This window comes from Pseudomonas sp. 7SR1 (assembly GCF_900156465.1).
Taxonomy (GTDB): domain Bacteria; phylum Pseudomonadota; class Gammaproteobacteria; order Pseudomonadales; family Pseudomonadaceae; genus Aquipseudomonas.
The window spans coordinates 5877097-5893218 of sequence record NZ_LT707064.1; the positions used below are offsets into that span (position 1 = coordinate 5877097).

Here is a 16122-nt window from a genome sequence, read left to right on the forward strand (position 1 = left end):
TTAGACGGAGGCCACATTACTGGCTGCGCGTTCATACTGAACATTGCATGGCAGACCATCGATGTAGGTACAAAAAATATTCATGATTACCTCAGCCGACCTGCTTGGTAGGGCTGTGGTAGATATCAGCGAACATGTCAGCCATGGCTTCTTCGCTGGGTTCGTCCTGCATTTGCACACTCACGGCGCGACTGACCAGTTGATGACGACGCGGCAGATGCAAATCATCCGGGATCCGCGGCCCATCGGTCAGGTACGCCACCGGCAGATCGTGACCGATCGCCAGGCTCAACACCTCGCCCAGGCTTGCCGTTTCGTCCAGCTTGGTCAGGATGCAACCGGCCAGACCACAACGTTTGTAGCTGTGATAAGCGGCCGTTAGAACCTGTTTCTGGCTGGTGGTTGCCAACACGAGATAATTTTTTGACCGTATACCGCGACCGGCCAGGCTTTCAAGCTGCATGCGCAGGGCCGGGTCGCTGGCTTGCAGGCCGGCGGTATCGATCAGCACGACACGCTTGCGCAGCAGCGGCTCCAGCGCCTGGGCCAGGGATTGGCCCGGGTCCACGTGGGTCACCGACACATTGAGGATCCGCCCCAGGGTCTTGAGTTGCTCCTGGGCACCGATGCGGAAACTGTCCATGCTCACCAGGGCAATGCTCTGGGAACCGTACTTGAGCACATAACGGGCGGCCAGCTTGGCCAGGGTGGTGGTCTTGCCCATGCCGGCCGGACCGACCATCGCAATCACCCCGCCCTCTTCCAGCGGCTCGACTTCCGGCGTGGCGATCATCCGCGCCAGGTGCGCCAGCAGCATGCGCCAGGCCTGGCGAGGCTCCTCGATATCGTTGATCAGCGCCAGCAGGTCGCGGGCCAACGGACCGGACAGGCCGATGCGTTGCAGGCGACGCCACAGGTTGGCCTGGGCCGGGCGGCTGCCTTGCAGCTGGTTCCAGGCCAGGGAGCCGAGCTGGACTTCCATCAGCTCGCGCAGGCTGTTGAGCTCGAAACGCATCGAATCCAGGGCCCGTGGGTCGATACCCGGGGCGGGGGCGGCCGGAGCCGGGGCCGGACGACGCGGCTCGGCCGGGGTCGGCTCGATCAGCGGCTCGGCAGCGGTCAAGGGCAGGCCGGCAGTCAGCGGCTGGCCGGCGAACAATTGACGATTGGTGCCGGCGGCGGCCTCGCCTTCGCTGCTGCGCAGGCTCAATTCGGCCTGGGCACTGGCGATGCGCGACTGGGTCTTGCGCAGCTCATCCTCAAGTTCCATGTTCGGAACCCGCGGGGCCAACGCAGACAATTTGTAGTCCAGGGCCGCCGTCAGCTCGACACCGCCGGCGATCCGGCGGTTGCCGATGATGGCTGCTTCGGCGCCCAGCTCGTCACGAACCAGTTTCATGGCCTGACGCATATCGGCGGCGAAAAAACGCTTCACTTGCATAAACCACTACCTCAGCCGTTGGGCCCTACTGTCGCAACAATGGTCACTTGCTTGTTGTCCGGTATTTCCTGGTAAGCCAGCACATGCAGGCCCGGGACTGCGAGGCGGCCGAAGCGCGAGAGCATCGCGCGAATCGGACCTGCCACCAGCAGGATCACCGGTTGACCTTGCATTTCCTGCCGCTGGGCTGCCTCGATCAACGAACGCTGCAGCTTCTCGGCCATGCTTGGCTCCAGCAGAACACCCTCTTCCGAGCCTTGTCCTGCCTTCTGAAGACTATTGAGCAATATCTGTTCCAACCTTGGCTCCAGAGTGATCACAGGCAGCTCGGACTCAGTACCTACAATGCTTTGGACGATTGCACGGGACACGCCGACCCGCACTGCAGCCACCAGGGCGGCGGTATCTTGACTCTTGGAAGCGTTGTTGGCGATCGCTTCGGCAATGCTGCGAATGTCGCGAACCGGTACCTGTTCGGCCAGCAGCGCTTGCAGCACCTTGAGCAACTGAGACAACGAAACCACGCCAGGCACCAGCTCTTCGGCCAGTTTCGGAGAGCCCTTGGCCAGTACCTGCAGCAATTGCTGGACTTCCTCGTGGCCAATCAGCTCGCTGGAGTGCTTGTACAGAATCTGGTTCAAATGGGTCGCGACCACGGTACTGGCGTCCACCACGGTGTAGCCGAGGGACTGGGCCTGGGCTCGCTGGCTGATTTCGATCCACACCGCCTCGAGACCGAAAGCCGGATCCTTGGCGGTGATGCCGTTGAGCGAACCATAGACCTGCCCCGGGTTGATGGCCAATTCGCGGTCCGGATAGATCTCGGCTTCCGCCAGGATCACCCCCATCAAGGTCAGGCGATAGGCGCTTGGGGCCAGGTCGAGGTTGTCACGGATATGCACGGTGGGCATCAGGAAACCCAGGTCCTGGGACAGCTTCTTGCGCACGCCCTTGATCCGTGCCAGCAACTGGCCGCCCTGGTTGCGGTCGACCAGCGGGATCAGGCGGTAACCGACTTCCAGGCCGATCATGTCGATGGGGGTCACGTCGTCCCAGCCCAGCTCCTTGGTTTCCATGGCACGGGCCGGCGATGGCAGCAATTCCTGCTGGCGCTTGACCTCCTGCAGGGCCTGGACCTTCTGCTCGTTCTGTTTCTTCCAGAACAGATAGGCGCCGCCCGCGGCCACGGCAGCCATGGTCAGGAAGGAAACGTGCGGCATGCCCGGCACCAGGCCCATCACCGCCATCAGGCCGGCGGCCACGGCCAGGGCCTTGGGCGAGGCGAACATCTGCCGGCCGATCTGCTTGCCCATGTCTTCGGAGCCCGAGGCACGGGTCACCATGATCGCCGCGGCTGTGGATAACAACAGTGATGGCAATTGCGCCACCAAACCGTCACCGATGGTCAGCAAGGCATAGACCTTGCCCGCATCGCCGAAACTCATGTTGTGCTGGAAGATACCGACCGCCATGCCGCCGATCAGGTTGATGAAGAGGATCAGCAAGCCGGCGATGGCGTCACCGCGCACGAACTTGCTCGCACCGTCCATGGAGCCGTAGAACTCGGCTTCCTGGGCCACTTCAAGGCGGCGTGCCTTGGCCTGGCTCTGGTCGATCAGACCGGCGTTGAGGTCGGCATCGATCGCCATCTGCTTGCCTGGCATCGCATCGAGGGTAAAGCGCGCGCTCACCTCCGAAATCCGCCCGGCACCCTTGGTCACCACCACGAAGTTGATGATCATGAGGATGGCGAACACCACGATACCGACCACGTAGTTGCCACCAATCACCACCTCACCGAAGGCCTGGATCACCTTACCGGCAGCGGCGTGACCTTCCTGGCCGTGGAGCATGACCACGCGAGTGGACGCCACGTTCAGCGCCAGGCGCAACAGCGTGGCCACCAGCAGGATGGTGGGGAAGACCGCGAAATCCAGTGGGCGCAAGGCATACACGCACACCAGCAGTACGACGATGGACAAAGCGATGTTGAACGTGAAGAACACGTCCAGCAGGAACGGTGGTACCGGCAGCATCATCATGGCCAGCATGACCAGCAGCAACAGCGGCACGCCCAGATTGCCCCGGCTGAGGTCTACGACGTTGCTGCGCGCGGTGCTGAGTAACTGAGAGCGATCCACCGATATTCCCCGTTCCGTGAAGCAAACTTTTGACGCCCAGAGCGGGCGCAGACGGGGTATTGCAAGAAGCCTTCCAACTTTTGCCGACAGCCGAAACAGAGCGGGCGAAACGAATGCACGCGGTGGCAGCGAGCCTGCCCGCGACTGCGATTTGTCAGGCGCATCCGATGGTCGAATGGAGCATCGCGTTCGCGAGCAGGCTCGCCCCCCACAGGGGGCGGGTTCATGGCTCAGGAATCGCGGCGCAGGTCCGGCGGGATCGGCAGGTCCTTGAGCGGCTCGGGACGCTTGCCCTTGCCGGCGCGGTGCTGACGGATCTGATAGACGTAGGCCAGTACCTGGGCCACCGCCAGATACAGGCCACCGGGGATTTCCTGGTCGAGTTCGGTGGAGTAGTAAATGGAACGTGCCAGCGCCGGAGATTCGAGCAGCATCACTTCATTGGCCACGGCGATTTCACGGATCTTCAATGCCAGGAAGTCACTGCCCTTGGCCAGCAATACCGGGGCGTTGCCTTTGTCAGGATCGTATTTGAGCGCCACGGCATAGTGGGTCGGGTTGGTAATGACCACGTCGGCTTCCGGGATTGCCGCCATCATCCGCCGCTGGGATACCTCGCGCTGCAACTGGCGAATCCGCTGCTTGACCTCCGGCTTGCCCTCCGAGTCCTTGTACTCGTCGCGCACCTCCTGCTTGGTCATCATCAGTTTCTGCTTGCTCTGATAGAGCTGGATCGGCACATCGATAGCGGCGATCAGGATCAAGCCACAGGCCATCCACAACGTGCTCCAGCCCACCAGTTGCACGCTATGGATAATGGCCTGCTCCAGTGGTTCATGGGCGATGCGCAGCACGTCGTCGATATCGGCCTGCAATACCACCAATGCAACGGACAGGACCAACAGGAACTTGCCGAATGCCTTGAGCAGCTCCATCAGTGCCGTGGTGGAAAACATGCGCTTGAGGCCGGCCGCCGGATTCATCCGACTGAACTTGGGGGCCAGGCTCCCGGCGGCGAATAGCCATCCGCCCAGGGAAATCGGACCGATGAAGGCTGCCAGCAACAAAAAAATCAGGACTGGCTGAATCGCCAGGATGGCGATCTTGCCGGAATGCAACAGGTACTGCGCCATCGCGCCGGGGCTCAGCAGCACCTCCCGGGGCAAGGAAAAATTCAGGCGCATGATTTCCAACAGATCCAGAGCCAGGCCGCCCCCGTAAATCAGCAGGCCGCCAGCGCCGGCGAGCATGATCGCAAGGGTATTGAGCTCCTTGGAGCGCGCGATCTCGCCCTTTTCACGGGACTCTCTACGGCGTTTCTCCGTGGGGTCTTCTGTCTTGTCCTGACCGCTTTCGCTCTCGGCCATGGTTCAGCGCGCCTGTGCCATGTCACGCAGCAACTGCAAGGCCTGGGTGGCCAGCGGCTGGTACTGGTTGAGAATATCCCCCAGGCTGACCCAGAAAATCACCATGCCCAGCACCAGGGTCAGCGGGAAACCGATGGAAAAAATGTTCAACTGCGGCGCCGCCCGGGTCATCACGCCAAACGCGATGTTGACCACCAGCAGCGCAGTGATCGCCGGCAATACCAGCAGCATCGCCGCCCCCAGGACCCAGCCGAGCTTGCCGGCGACGTCCCAGAAATGATTGACCAGCATCGCGCTGCCCACCGGCAACGTGGTGAAACTCTCGGTCATGACTTCGAAAACCACCAGGTGTCCGTTCATGGAGAGGAACAGCAGGGTCACCAGCATGGTCAGGAGCTGCCCGATGACGGCCGTGTTGACGCCGTTGGTGGGGTCGATCATGGAAGCGAAGGCCATGCCCATCTGGATCGAAATGATCTGCCCCGCCACCACGAACGCCTGGAAAAACAACTGCAGCGAAAACCCCATCAGGACTCCGATGAGGATCTGTTCGGCCACCAGCATCAGCGCACTGAGGTCCAGGGCATTGACCGGGGGCATCGGCGGCAGCCCGGGCACGATGACTACCGTGATCGCCAGGGCGAAATACAGGCGCACGCGGGTCGGCACCAGGGTCGTGCCGAAGACCGGCATGCTCATCAACACGGCGGTCACGCGAAACAGCGGCAGGATGAACGACGCCACCCAGGTACTGATCTGGGTGTCCGTCAGTGCGAGCATCGACATCGGGTCAACCGATCAACTGCGGAATACTGCCGTACAACTGCAGGATGTATTCCATGAAGGTTTGCACCAGCCAGGGACCGGCGACAATCAGCGTCACCAGCATGACCAGCAGGCGTGGCAGGAAGCTCAGGGTCTGCTCGTTGATCTGGGTGGCGGCCTGGAACATGGCCACCAGCAGCCCCACCAACAGGCTGGGGATCACCAGGATGGCAACCATCATGGTGGTCAGCCAGAGAGCCTCGCGGAACAGGTCTACCGCTACTTCAGGCGTCATATCGTCCTACTCGCGCAAGGGGTCTAAACACCGCCGAAACTGCCCGCCAGGGTGCCGATGATCAATGCCCAGCCATCCACCAGGACGAACAGCATGATCTTGAACGGCAGGGAAATGATCAGCGGCGACAGCATCATCATGCCCATGGCCATGAGGATACTGGCGACTACCAGGTCAATGATCAGGAACGGGATGAAAATCATGAAGCCGATCTGGAATGCGGTCTTGAGCTCGGAGGTCACGAACGCCGGCACCAGGATGGTCAGCGGCGCCTGGTCGGGGCTGGCGATGTCGGTGCGCTTGGACAGGCGCATGAACAGCTCCAGGTCGCTGCTGCGGGTTTGCGCCAGCATGAAATCCTTGACCGGCACCTCGGCCTTGGCCACGGCGTCCTGGGCAGTGATCTTCTCCGCCAGGTAAGGCTGCAGCGCATCCTGGTTCACCCGATCGAACACCGGGGCCATGATGAACATGGTCAGGAACAGCGCCATGCCGGTGAGGATCTGGTTCGACGGCGTCTGCTGCAAGCCCAGGGCCTGGCGCAGGATGGAAAAGACAATGATGATCCGGGTAAAGCTGGTCATCAGCATGACGAACGCCGGGATGAAGCTCAGCGCAGTCATGATCAGCAGGATCTGCAGGCTGACCGAGTATTCCTGGGCCCCTTCTGCGTTGGTCCCCAGGGTGATCGCCGGGATCGACAACGGATCGGCGGCGAACGCCAACGGCGCGGCCAGCATCAGCGCCAGCGTCAACAGAATGCGCAACGGCATTACTTCTTATCCTTCTGGTCTTTACCCAGCAGTTCCATGAGGCGCTGGGCAAATTCGGGAGTGGCCTGCTCGGTGGACGGCACCTGCACCGGCTCCTTGAGCACGTGCAACGCGGTGATCGTGCCAGGGCTCAGGCCCAGCAGGATCTGCTCGTTGCCCACCTGCACCAGCACCAGCCGGTCCCGCGGGCCAAGAGCGCGCGAGCCGACGATATCGATGACCTGGCCCTTGCCGGCCGGCCCCGCCTGTTGCACGCGGCGCAGCAACCAGGCGAGGAAAAAGATCAGCCCCAGCACCAGCAACAGGCCCAGCACCAGCTGCGCCAATTGCCCGGCCATACTGCTGCCGGACGCCGTGGCCGTGGTGGTCGCCGCCGGTTCGGCCGCCAGCACGCTGAAGGGCAGCATGAGGGCCGCTGCGATAAACCCCTTCACTCAGCGCAGCTTCTTGATGCGTTCGCTCGGGCTGATCACGTCCGTCAGGCGGATGCCGAACTTCTCGTTGACCACCACCACTTCGCCATGGGCGATCAGGGTGCCGTTGACCAGCACGTCCAGGGGCTCGCCGGCCAGGCGGTCCAACTCGATCACCGAACCCTGGTTGAGCTGCAGCAGGTTGCGGATGTTGATGTCGGTGCTGCCCACTTCCATGGAAATCGACACCGGGATATCGAGAATCACGTCCAGGTTCGGACCGTCCAGCGTCACGGGCTCGTGGCTCTTGGGCACGCTGCCGAACTCTTCCATGGGCAGGCGGTTGGACGCAGCGGCGCCGGTGTCGGCTGCCAGCAAGGCGTCGATGTCGGCCTGTCCGCTTTCGCCAGCTTCTTCCAGGGCAGCGGCCCATTCGTCGGCCAGCGCCTGGTCGTCCTGGTTGTTCATATCGTTAGCCATCGTTTGTCCTCGGCGGGCAAAAATCAGTTAGAAACGTAAAATCCGCTAAAAAGTTTCGACACTGCTCAGCGGCGTTCGATCGGCTCGATCACTTGCAACGCGAGGTTGCCTTTGTGAGAGCCCATCTTGACCTTGAAGGCCGGTACGCCGTTGGCACGCATGATCATGTCTTCCGGCATCTCGACGGGGATGATGTCCCCCGGCTGCATGTGCAGGATGTCCCGCAGGCGCAGTTGACGCCGCGCGACGGTCGCGCCAATCGGCACGTCCACGTCCAGCACGTCCTGGCGCAGGGCATTGATCCAGCGCTCGTCCTGGTCGTCGAGGTCCGACTGGAAACCGGCGTCGAGCATCTCGCGCACCGGCTCGATCATCGAATACGGCATGGTCACGTGCAGGTCACCTCCACCGCCATCGAGCTCGATATGGAAAGTCGACACCACGATGGCCTCGCTCGGGCCGACGATGTTGGCCATGGCCGGGTTCACTTCCGAGTTGATGTACTCGAAGTTCACTTCCATGATCGCCTGCCAGGCCTCCTTCAGGTCGATGAAGGCCTGCTCCAGCACCATACGCACCACTCGCAGCTCGGTGGGGGTGAATTCACGCCCTTCGATCTTGGCGTGACGACCATCTCCGCCGAAGAAATTGTCCACCAGCTTGAACACCAGCTTGGCATCCAGGATGAACAGCGCGGTGCCGCGCAACGGCTTGATCTTGACCAGGTTCAGGCTGGTGGGCACGTACAGCGAATGCACGTACTCACCGAATTTCATCACCTGCACGCCGCCGACGGCCACGTCGGCCGAACGGCGCAGCATGTTGAACATGCTGATACGGGTGTATCGGGCAAAGCGCTCGTTGATCATCTCCAGGGTCGGCATGCGTCCGCGAACGATGCGATCCTGGCTGGTCAGGTCGTAGCTTTTGACGCTGCCCGGTTCAGTAGCGGTTTCGGTTTGCACCAGGCCGTCGTCGACACCATGCAACAGCGCATCGATTTCGTCCTGGGACAACAGGTCCTGCACGGCCATGTCGTGTTCCTACTGCAATACGAAGTTAGTGAAGAGCAACTGTTCGATCACCACTTTGCCGAGTTCTTTCTGTGCCACTTCCTGCACGCTGGCCGTGGCTTTCTGACGCAGCATTTCCTGGCCGACAGGGGTGGCCAGGGTGTCGAAGTTCTGTCCGGAAAACAGCATCACCAGGTTATTGCGGATCAGCGGCATGTGCACCCGCAAGGCTTCCAGGTCGGCCTGGTTGCGACCCAGCAGGGTGATGCTGACCTGCATGTAGCGCTGACGGCCGTTCTGGGTGTAGTTGGCCACGAACGCAGGCGCCATGGGCTCGAAAATCGCCGGCTGCTTGCCGACCGGTGCCGCTTCGGCCACGGGCGCAGGCTTGCTTTGAGCGTTGTGCATGAAATACCAGGTCGCCCCCACGGATACACCGATCGCCAGCAGCAGCCCCACGACGATCAGGATGATCATCTTGAGTTTGCCTTTGGTCGCAGGGTCTTTTACAGCTGCTGCTTCGCTCTTCGCCATGCCAATAATCCGTCACTAATCGGGGGGTTTACGGTTGCATGGCAAGGCAGGAGCAAGTGTTATGCCAGAACATGTCGGGAGCACAAAGCACTGTGGGAGCGAGCCTGCTCGCCATAACGGAGTCTCGGTCACCTCGTATCGGTGACTGGTCCACAGTCATGGCGAGCTGGCTCGCTCCCACAGGGTCTGTTTGCCTGGTCAGGCGTAGTAATCCACGGCGCTGGTACCGATGACGGTGGTGGTGCTGGTGGCCACCTCGGCGACGCCGGCCGGCAGGTTTTCATCCCCGGAGTCCAGGCGCGCGCCAGTCGACGAAGCGCGCCCGGCCTGGGCCTGCTGCTGCGCCTGCTGGTCCGGGTTCTGGGAGCCACGGGATTGATCGGACACGCTGACGTCGACCTGGCCCATGCCCTGCTGGGCGAAGCTGTCGCGCAGGCGGTGCATCTGGCCTTCGAGGGCTTCGCGCACACCGGAGTGAGCGCTCATGAAGGTAACCTGGGTCTGCTGGTCCGGGATCATGTTCACCCGGATATCCAGGCGTCCGAGTTCGGCTGGCTGCAACTGGATGTCCGCCGCCTTGAGATTGGCGCTCGACAGGTACATGACCCGGTTGACGATCTCTTCGGTCCAGCCGCTCTGGTTCATGGCGATTGGCTGGTTGACCGGCACCGCGTTGGCAGTCTTGGGCGTGGCGGCCTGGGTCAGCGCCGCCAGGCGGTTGGCGAAATCATCCACCCGGGTATCGCTGGAAGCGCCCCCCAGATCCTTGAGCCCTTCGCTGATCAGGCCGCTGAAGGCCTTGTCGCCGCCCTGGCTTCCCGGACCGGTGCTGTCCTGGTCAGCCTGGACGCTGAGCATATTGGCCATGCCGGCGGCGAATGTCTGGGCCGACGTGGACGTCTGTTCGGCTTCGAGCGGCGCCGTAGCGGCTGCCTTGGACTGGCTGGCGGCGGAAACATGGCCGCTCTGCTCCATTGCCAGGCGCAGCGCCGGCAGGGCATCGAGGGGGTCAGCCTGTGGATCGAACTCCGGGTCCACCACTGGAGCCTCAGCCTTGGCCGGCGTCACTAGGGGCGCAACCGGTGCCGCCACCGCCGCGACAACCTGAGGTGCGGAGCAAACGTCCACCGGCGTGGGTGCAACGTCCACGGTCACGACCGATGCGGCAGTCTCCGGCAGCAAGGCGGGGTCCAGTGTCGGATCGGCAAGCGGAGCCTCGGCCACGGGTGCTTCAGCCGTATCGTCGCGCTCCTCGCTGGCCTGCTGGTCGTCGGCGGTGACCGGTTTGTCGGTGGGCAAGGGTTTGCCGCTATCGGCAACGGTCGGTTCTGGCGCGGCAGCCGTTTCGTTGCCGGCGTCTTTCTTGACGGTGTTGTCGGGCGTCTTGTCGCGCACCGGCTTCATCGAAGGTTCAGGTACCGACGGTGATTTGACGGGGGCCTGCTTGGCGAAGACCTGCGCGAAGCTGAAGGCTCTATTTCCTGGCTCCGGGGCCGCTGCCGGTGAATTGACGGCGGTCTGGGGCTTGGCCTGGGTGGTGGCCTGCAGCAGTGTATTGGGCGTAACGGGCATAAAAAGTCTCCGCTGCACTGAAATCATAGGTACAGTCGAGACAAGTCAATGCAAGGGGCGGGCCAACGCCGCAGAGGCTGGAAATCGGTCGGTCATGCTCAGCAGTGGAAACCTTCGCGCTCTTCCCTGCAGAGGTTTCGAACATGGGCAAATTCGCTGTCGATCTCGCTGACCAGCTTCTCGATGCCACCCAGCGAGGGCTGCTTGGCACGCTGCTCCAGCTCGCCGCACAGCTCAGCCAGGCGGATGGCCCCCATGTTGCTGCTGCTGCCCTTGAAGCTGTGGGCCGTGGCGCTCAGTTTTTCAGCGTCACGAGCCTCGTGCAGCACGCGAAGGCGCGCCTCGGAATCGTTGAGAAAGGTGTCTAGCAGTTCCAGATACCCTTCCTCCATGACTTCCTTCAATGTGCTGAGCACATCGCGGTCCAGATGAATCTCACTCACTTGTTCGCTCCTTGATCAAGAATGGCGCGGATTATGCCAGAGCCTCCCAGAAAAACTCCACGCGGACACTACGACCATCGTCTGACCAACGGGCCTGATGGCTCAACTGCCGTACCAGGCTCACACCGCGCCCTGACAGCCTGTCGCAGTCCAGAGGTCGCGCCAGCACCTGGGCGACATCGAAGCCCTCGCCGCTGTCTTCGACCTCGATCACCAGGCGGCCACCCTCACCATGAGGGGTGATATGCAAGTGTACCCGGATGTGACCGTCACTCAATTCTTCCAGGCGTGAGTTGCGCTCCGTGTAATAACGCGCAAAACCCGACGCGTCACGCTTGATACTCGAATCCAGCCCCAGCACGCCATGTTCCAGGGCGTTGGAATACAACTCCGAGAGTACGCTGTAGAGCGCACCGCTCTGGGCCCTGAGCCCATGAACTTCAAGCAACAGTTGCAACAGGTACGGCATGGGATTGAACCGCCTGAGCGTCTGCGCCCGGAACTCGAAGCTCACCGACCAGTCCAGCGGGCTGGACTGGCCGCTATCGGAATAGACCGGTGGCGGCGGGTTGAGTTGCGCCGGCGCCACCATCCGCACCTCCACCATGCTGAAGTCATCGCGGGCCTCGCCGCGAAAATCCCGCAGCGCCTGCTGGATGTCTTCGAAAAGACTGTCCGGCTCGCGGTTGGCGGCGAAGACCGCCTGCAGCCGATCCACGCCAAACAGTTCGTCATCCTCGTTACTGGTATCGATGACGCCATCCGACAGCAGGAATACCCGATCTCCTACCGCCATCGGATGCACTTCGGTACGGTCATCGAATAACTGTGGCGTGAGCACGCCCAACGGCAGGTGGCGCGCCGGCAATGGCTTGCGCGCCCCGCTGAGGCTGTCATGCAGGTAGCCGTCGGGCATGCCGCCGTTCCAGATTTCCACCGTGCCGCGTTGGAAACTCAGGCACAACAGCGTCGCGCAGCAGAACATGTCGACCGGCAGGATGCGTTTGAGCTTGGCGTTCATTTCCCGCAGGATCTGCGCCAGGCCGTAGCCCTTGGCAGTCATGCCGTAGAACACCTCCGCCAGCGGCATCGCGCCGACTGCCGCCGGCAGGCCGTGGCCGGTGAAATCCCCCAGCAGGACATGCATGTCGCCGGCCGGATTGAACGCGGCCAGCAGCAGATCGCCGTTGAACAAGGCATAAGGTGATTGCAGGTAACGGATGTTCGGAGCGCTGAGACAGCCGGAGTGGGCGATCTTGTCGAACACGGCCTTGGCGACCCGCTGTTCGTTGAGCAGGTAATCGTGGTGCCGGGCGATCTGGTCGCGCTGCTCAACGACGGTAGCCTGCAAACGCCGCAACCGATCCATCGCCTTGATCTTGGCGGCCAGGATCACCTGGTTATAGGGTTTTGCCAGGAAATCGTCGCCACCGGCCTCCAGGCAACGAGCCAAGGCCTCGCTTTCGGTCAATGACGTGAGGAAGATGATCGGAACCAGCTGCTCGCCGGCCAACTGCTTGATCTTCTGCGCGGCCTCGAACCCGTCCATGACGGGCATCATCGCGTCCATCAGCACCAGGTGCGGACGCTGCTGCTGGTACACCTCCACTGCCTCGGCACCATCGGCTGCAGTGAGCACATGATGCCCCTGGCGACGGACAATGGTGGACAACAGCAGCCGATCAGCGGCACTGTCCTCGGCAATCAGGACCGTCAACGACTCCAGATCGGACAACATGGCGGGTGATCAGGCTTTGCCCAGATGGAACTTGTCCTGGTGAGCGTGGCCGTTCTGCGCGCCGTCATCTTTCGCCGCCGACTTGTCCTCCTTCGGGCCGTCGATATCGAACAGCTTGTCGAAATTGGAGATCGCAAGAATCTTGCGCACATCCGCACCGCAGTTGGTGACGCTCACATCGGCGTCTTCACCCCCGGCGTAATCACGCAGCAGGAGCAACATGCCCAAAGCGGAGCTGTCGAGATAGGTGGTGTCTTTCAGGTCCACGACGTAGGTTTCGGGCTTCTTGTGGAACTTTTCGTAAGATTCACGAAATTCCTGGTGCCGCCCGAAATCGAAACGACCCTTGATCGAAATCGTCAGTTTCTTCCCATCGTCGGATACTTCTGTAACGACTGACATAGTAGGCTTCCCTGTCATGGACATACGTGTACAAGGTGTAGCACCTGGTAGAGGACTGAGCAAGGCCTTGGATCGCCCCGCCCTCTAAATTCCAGTGCCCCGGTCAAAACGGATCCTGGCGCGGCAGGCGCTGGGACAGCTCATCCAGCAGCTTCTGCTCGCGTTTGTCTTCCAACTGTCGCGCCTCATCGATGTAACGCTGCACCAGTTTGCGCAGCCCTTCGACGCGGGCGAAAGCCTCCTGCCAACTCTGGCGCGCCTTCTCCAGGTTGTTCTGGTGCCAGACCAGGCTCTGGCGCTGCTGGTCGATGGCCGTCCCCAACTGCGCGAGAAACCCCTGATAGCCCAATAACCACTGGCCGGAAACGCCGTGGCTGCCACGGGCGATCCATTGTTCCTGATATTCCAGGCGGAAATTCTCCAGGTCGGCCAGCTTGCTTTCGGCAACGGCCACTTGGCCCTGGAAATACGCCAACCGCTGGACCGCGGTCTTCTCGGCCTTTTCCGCCATGTCCACCACGGGCGCCAGGCGCGCCGCACGACTCGTGGCCATGATCGGTTATCCGCCGGAAACCGGGGCGAAGATGGTCTGCAGGTGCGCTTCGCTGGCGCCCATGCCGATGTTGTCGTTCAGGCTCTGGCGCAGGTAGACCGCCATGGCTGGATAGAGATTGATGGCGGTGTCGGTCTCGCGATCGCCCCCGGGTACGTAGGCCCCCACACTGATCAGATCGCGGCTCTGCTGGTAGCGCGACCAGTATTGCTTGAATTGCTGGGCGCGCTTGAGGTGTTCGGCGCTGATGACCGATGGCATGACCCGACTGATGGACGCCTCGATATCGATGGCCGGGTAATGCCCCTCCTCCGCCAGGCGCCGGGACAGCACGATGTGGCCGTCCAGCACCCCCCGCGCCGAGTCGGCGATGGGGTCCTGCTGGTCGTCGCCTTCGGACAGCACGGTATAGAACGCCGTGATCGAGCCGCCGCCCTTCTCGGCATTACCGGCGCGCTCCACCAGCTTGGGAAGCTTGGCGAACACCGATGGCGGATAGCCCTTGGTGGCCGGCGGCTCGCCGATGGCCAGGGCGATTTCCCGCTGGGCCTGGGCGAAACGGGTCAACGAGTCCATCAGCAACAGGACATTCTTGCCCTTGTCGCGGAAATATTCGGCGATGCGGGTGCAATACATGGCGGCCCGCAGGCGCATCAGCGGCGCGTCGTCCGCCGGCGAGGCCACCACGACGGAGCGCTTGAGGCCTTCCTCGCCGAGGATGTGCTCGATGAATTCCTTCACCTCACGACCCCGTTCGCCGATCAGCCCCACCACGATGATGTCGGCTTCGGTGAAGCGGGTCATCATGCCCAGCAGCACACTCTTGCCCACCCCCGTACCGGCGAAAAGCCCCAGACGCTGGCCGCGCCCTACCGTCAATAAACCGTTGATGCAGCGAATGCCCACGTCCAGCGGTACGCTGATGGGGTCGCGCTTGAGCGGGTTGATCGTCGGACCGTCCATCGGCACCCAGTCCTCGGCCTTCATGCCGCCCTTGCCGTCCAGGGCACGGCCGGCACCATCCAGCACGCGCCCGAGCATGCTCATGCCCATGGGCAGCCGGCCGGTATCGGCCAGGGGCACTACCCGCGCACCGGGCGCGATGCCCGCCACGCTGCCCACCGGCATCAGAAAGACCTTGCTGCCGGAAAAGCCCATGACTTCGGCTTCGACCTGCACCGGATGGTAGGTGTCGTCATTGATGACCAGGCAGCGGCTGCCCATGGCGGCACGCAGGCCTTCGGCCTCCAGGGTCAGGCCGACCATGCGCAACAGACGTCCTTCCAGGATCGGCTGGCCGGCCAGTTCGGTGGCCTCGGCGTAGCTGCCCAGGCGCTTGCCGAAGCTGGTTCTTTCAAGGCGCATCGCGAGCATCCGGTTCGGTAGCGATCAGTTCGGCGGCATCCAGGCCGGCACTGACGGCGCCCCTGGGCTCGTCCGGCAATTCCACGCTAAGGTCGGCAGCGGCCGGATGCAGGGCCTGTTCGTGCAACTGGTCGAAGAGCTTGGCCATGGCTTGCTGGATGCGGGTTTCGACAGTGGCATCGATGCGACTGTGTTCGGTTTCCACCCGGCATCCACCCGGCAGCAAGGCTTCGTCCTCGACGATGCGCCACGTTTCCTCGTGACGCTCGCGCAGAGCTTTGACCAAGGCGAAATCCTGGGGATTGATGTATAGGCGCACGTTGCCCACGCCCAATGGCAACAGCTTGAGGGCCTCGCGCATGACATGTTCGATCTGGCTCGAATCGATGGCCAGTTCGCGCTGGATCACTTGCCTGGTGATGTGTTGCACCAACCCCACCAGGGATTTTTCGATCTGTGTATCCTGCTCGGCGATGGGCTCGAACAGGTTGAGCATCAGTGTCTCCAGCGCCTGGAGCTTGGCCGTCAACGCCGTTTCGGCTTCCTGGCGGACCTTGATGGACGTGCTGTGGAAGCCTTCCTTCTCACCGATGGCGAAACCTTCGTTGTAGGCTTCCTGGCGAATGCCTTCCACTTCCTCCAGGGTCAGCGGCTGGACTTCCTCCAGCGGCACTTCCTCGATTTCCGGCAGTTCCTCCACCGGCTCGGGCTCAGGCTCCGGCACATGAGGATCGAAGCTGGGCAGCGACCAGACGTCGAAACCACCGACATCCCGGGCGCGGATCAGGTCGCTGGGTGCATCATCACTCTTGGCAGACATAACGACC

General features: G+C 62.3%; 16 protein-coding genes and 1 pseudogene. All 17 read right to left on the reverse strand.

Annotation, left to right across the window (positions count from 1 at the left end; genetic code table 11):
• Nucleotides 1-91: 91 nt before the first annotated feature.
• Entirely contained in the window at nt 92-1441 is a 1350-nt protein-coding gene (flhF, locus tag BW992_RS25820; protein WP_072389480.1) for a flagellar biosynthesis protein FlhF, read from the reverse strand.
• Nucleotides 1442-1452: 11 nt separating this feature from the next.
• On the reverse strand, nt 1453-3582 hold the full coding sequence (gene flhA, locus BW992_RS25825) for a flagellar biosynthesis protein FlhA (protein ID WP_072389482.1): 2130 nt from the start codon (nt 3580-3582) through the stop codon (nt 1453-1455).
• A 230-nt stretch (nt 3583-3812) separates the two neighbouring features.
• Nucleotides 3813-4949, reverse strand: coding sequence for a flagellar biosynthesis protein FlhB (flhB, locus tag BW992_RS25830; protein WP_072389484.1), 1137 nt, complete (start codon nt 4947-4949; stop codon nt 3813-3815).
• A gap of 3 nt (nt 4950-4952) precedes the next feature.
• Nucleotides 4953-5729 carry a flagellar biosynthetic protein FliR gene (gene fliR / locus BW992_RS25835; RefSeq protein WP_371128577.1) on the reverse strand — a complete coding sequence of 259 codons (777 nt, stop codon included), beginning with the start codon at nt 5727-5729 and terminating at the stop codon, nt 4953-4955.
• Nucleotides 5730-5739: 10 nt separating this feature from the next.
• Complete coding sequence (gene fliQ, locus BW992_RS25840; RefSeq protein ID WP_003184009.1) at nt 5740-6009, reverse strand: flagellar biosynthesis protein FliQ; 270 nt, start codon at nt 6007-6009, stop codon at nt 5740-5742.
• A 23-nt stretch (nt 6010-6032) separates the two neighbouring features.
• Nucleotides 6033-6782: a flagellar type III secretion system pore protein FliP gene (gene fliP, locus BW992_RS25845; RefSeq protein WP_072389488.1), complete on the reverse strand. Its 750-nt coding sequence runs from the start codon at nt 6780-6782 to the stop codon at nt 6033-6035.
• Nucleotides 6782-7189 (reverse strand): flagellar biosynthetic protein FliO, encoded by a 408-nt coding sequence (fliO, locus tag BW992_RS25850; protein WP_092179770.1) that lies wholly within the window; start codon nt 7187-7189, stop codon nt 6782-6784. The genes fliP and fliO overlap by 1 nt, the downstream gene beginning before the upstream one ends.
• 27 nt (nt 7190-7216) lie before the next feature.
• A complete protein-coding gene (fliN, locus tag BW992_RS25855; RefSeq protein WP_072389492.1) occupies nt 7217-7675 on the reverse strand; it encodes a flagellar motor switch protein FliN in 459 nt (152 codons plus the stop codon).
• Between the two features lie 65 nt (nt 7676-7740).
• On the reverse strand, nt 7741-8709 hold the full coding sequence (gene fliM, locus BW992_RS25860; RefSeq protein WP_072389494.1) for a flagellar motor switch protein FliM: 969 nt from the start codon (nt 8707-8709) through the stop codon (nt 7741-7743).
• A gap of 9 nt (nt 8710-8718) precedes the next feature.
• Nucleotides 8719-9222 carry a flagellar basal body-associated protein FliL gene (gene fliL / locus BW992_RS25865; RefSeq protein ID WP_053154955.1) on the reverse strand — a complete coding sequence of 168 codons (504 nt, stop codon included), beginning with the start codon at nt 9220-9222 and terminating at the stop codon, nt 8719-8721.
• 198 nt (nt 9223-9420) lie between these two features.
• On the reverse strand, nt 9421-10794 hold the full coding sequence (locus BW992_RS25870; protein ID WP_076407269.1) for a flagellar hook-length control protein FliK: 1374 nt from the start codon (nt 10792-10794) through the stop codon (nt 9421-9423).
• A gap of 98 nt (nt 10795-10892) precedes the next feature.
• Nucleotides 10893-11237: an Hpt domain-containing protein gene (locus BW992_RS25875; protein WP_042731736.1), complete on the reverse strand. Its 345-nt coding sequence runs from the start codon at nt 11235-11237 to the stop codon at nt 10893-10895.
• A 31-nt stretch (nt 11238-11268) separates the two neighbouring features.
• A complete protein-coding gene (locus tag BW992_RS25880) occupies nt 11269-12975 on the reverse strand; it encodes an ATP-binding SpoIIE family protein phosphatase (RefSeq protein WP_072389498.1) in 1707 nt (568 codons plus the stop codon).
• 102 nt (nt 12976-13077) lie between these two features.
• Nucleotides 13078-13377: pseudogene (locus tag BW992_RS25885) on the reverse strand (STAS domain-containing protein); the annotation flags it as partial.
• 103 nt (nt 13378-13480) lie between these two features.
• Entirely contained in the window at nt 13481-13930 is a 450-nt protein-coding gene (gene fliJ / locus BW992_RS25890; RefSeq protein ID WP_053154949.1) for a flagellar export protein FliJ, read from the reverse strand.
• A 6-nt stretch (nt 13931-13936) separates the two neighbouring features.
• Entirely contained in the window at nt 13937-15295 is a 1359-nt protein-coding gene (fliI, locus tag BW992_RS25895) for a flagellar protein export ATPase FliI (protein WP_053154947.1), read from the reverse strand.
• Nucleotides 15285-16115, reverse strand: a complete 831-nt coding sequence (fliH, locus tag BW992_RS25900; protein WP_072389500.1) for a flagellar assembly protein FliH — start codon at nt 16113-16115, stop codon at nt 15285-15287. The genes fliI and fliH overlap by 11 nt, the downstream gene beginning before the upstream one ends.
• Nucleotides 16116-16122: the final 7 nt, after the last annotated feature.

What these genes read in the sequence shown, in the direction of transcription:
- flhF (WP_072389480.1), bottom strand. Translation starts at nt 1,441, where the DNA reads ATGCAAGTGAAGCGTTTTTTCGCCGCCGATATGCGTCAGGCCATGAAA.
- flhB (WP_072389484.1), bottom strand. Translation starts at nt 4,949, where the DNA reads ATGGCCGAGAGCGAAAGCGGTCAGGACAAGACAGAAGACCCCACGGAG.
- fliR (WP_371128577.1), bottom strand. Translation starts at nt 5,729, where the DNA reads ATGCTCGCACTGACGGACACCCAGATCAGTACCTGGGTGGCGTCGTTC.
- fliQ (WP_003184009.1), bottom strand. Translation starts at nt 6,009, where the DNA reads ATGACGCCTGAAGTAGCGGTAGACCTGTTCCGCGAGGCTCTCTGGCTG.
- fliP (WP_072389488.1), bottom strand. Translation starts at nt 6,782, where the DNA reads ATGCCGTTGCGCATTCTGTTGACGCTGGCGCTGATGCTGGCCGCGCCG.
- fliO (WP_092179770.1), bottom strand. Translation starts at nt 7,189, where the DNA reads ATGCTGCCCTTCAGCGTGCTGGCGGCCGAACCGGCGGCGACCACCACG.
- fliN (WP_072389492.1), bottom strand. Translation starts at nt 7,675, where the DNA reads ATGGCTAACGATATGAACAACCAGGACGACCAGGCGCTGGCCGACGAA.
- fliM (WP_072389494.1), bottom strand. Translation starts at nt 8,709, where the DNA reads ATGGCCGTGCAGGACCTGTTGTCCCAGGACGAAATCGATGCGCTGTTG.
- fliL (WP_053154955.1), bottom strand. Translation starts at nt 9,222, where the DNA reads ATGGCGAAGAGCGAAGCAGCAGCTGTAAAAGACCCTGCGACCAAAGGC.
- BW992_RS25870 (WP_076407269.1), bottom strand. Translation starts at nt 10,794, where the DNA reads ATGCCCGTTACGCCCAATACACTGCTGCAGGCCACCACCCAGGCCAAG.
- BW992_RS25880 (WP_072389498.1), bottom strand. Translation starts at nt 12,975, where the DNA reads ATGTTGTCCGATCTGGAGTCGTTGACGGTCCTGATTGCCGAGGACAGT.
- fliJ (WP_053154949.1), bottom strand. Translation starts at nt 13,930, where the DNA reads ATGGCCACGAGTCGTGCGGCGCGCCTGGCGCCCGTGGTGGACATGGCG.
- fliI (WP_053154947.1), bottom strand. Translation starts at nt 15,295, where the DNA reads ATGCGCCTTGAAAGAACCAGCTTCGGCAAGCGCCTGGGCAGCTACGCC.
- fliH (WP_072389500.1), bottom strand. Translation starts at nt 16,115, where the DNA reads ATGTCTGCCAAGAGTGATGATGCACCCAGCGACCTGATCCGCGCCCGG.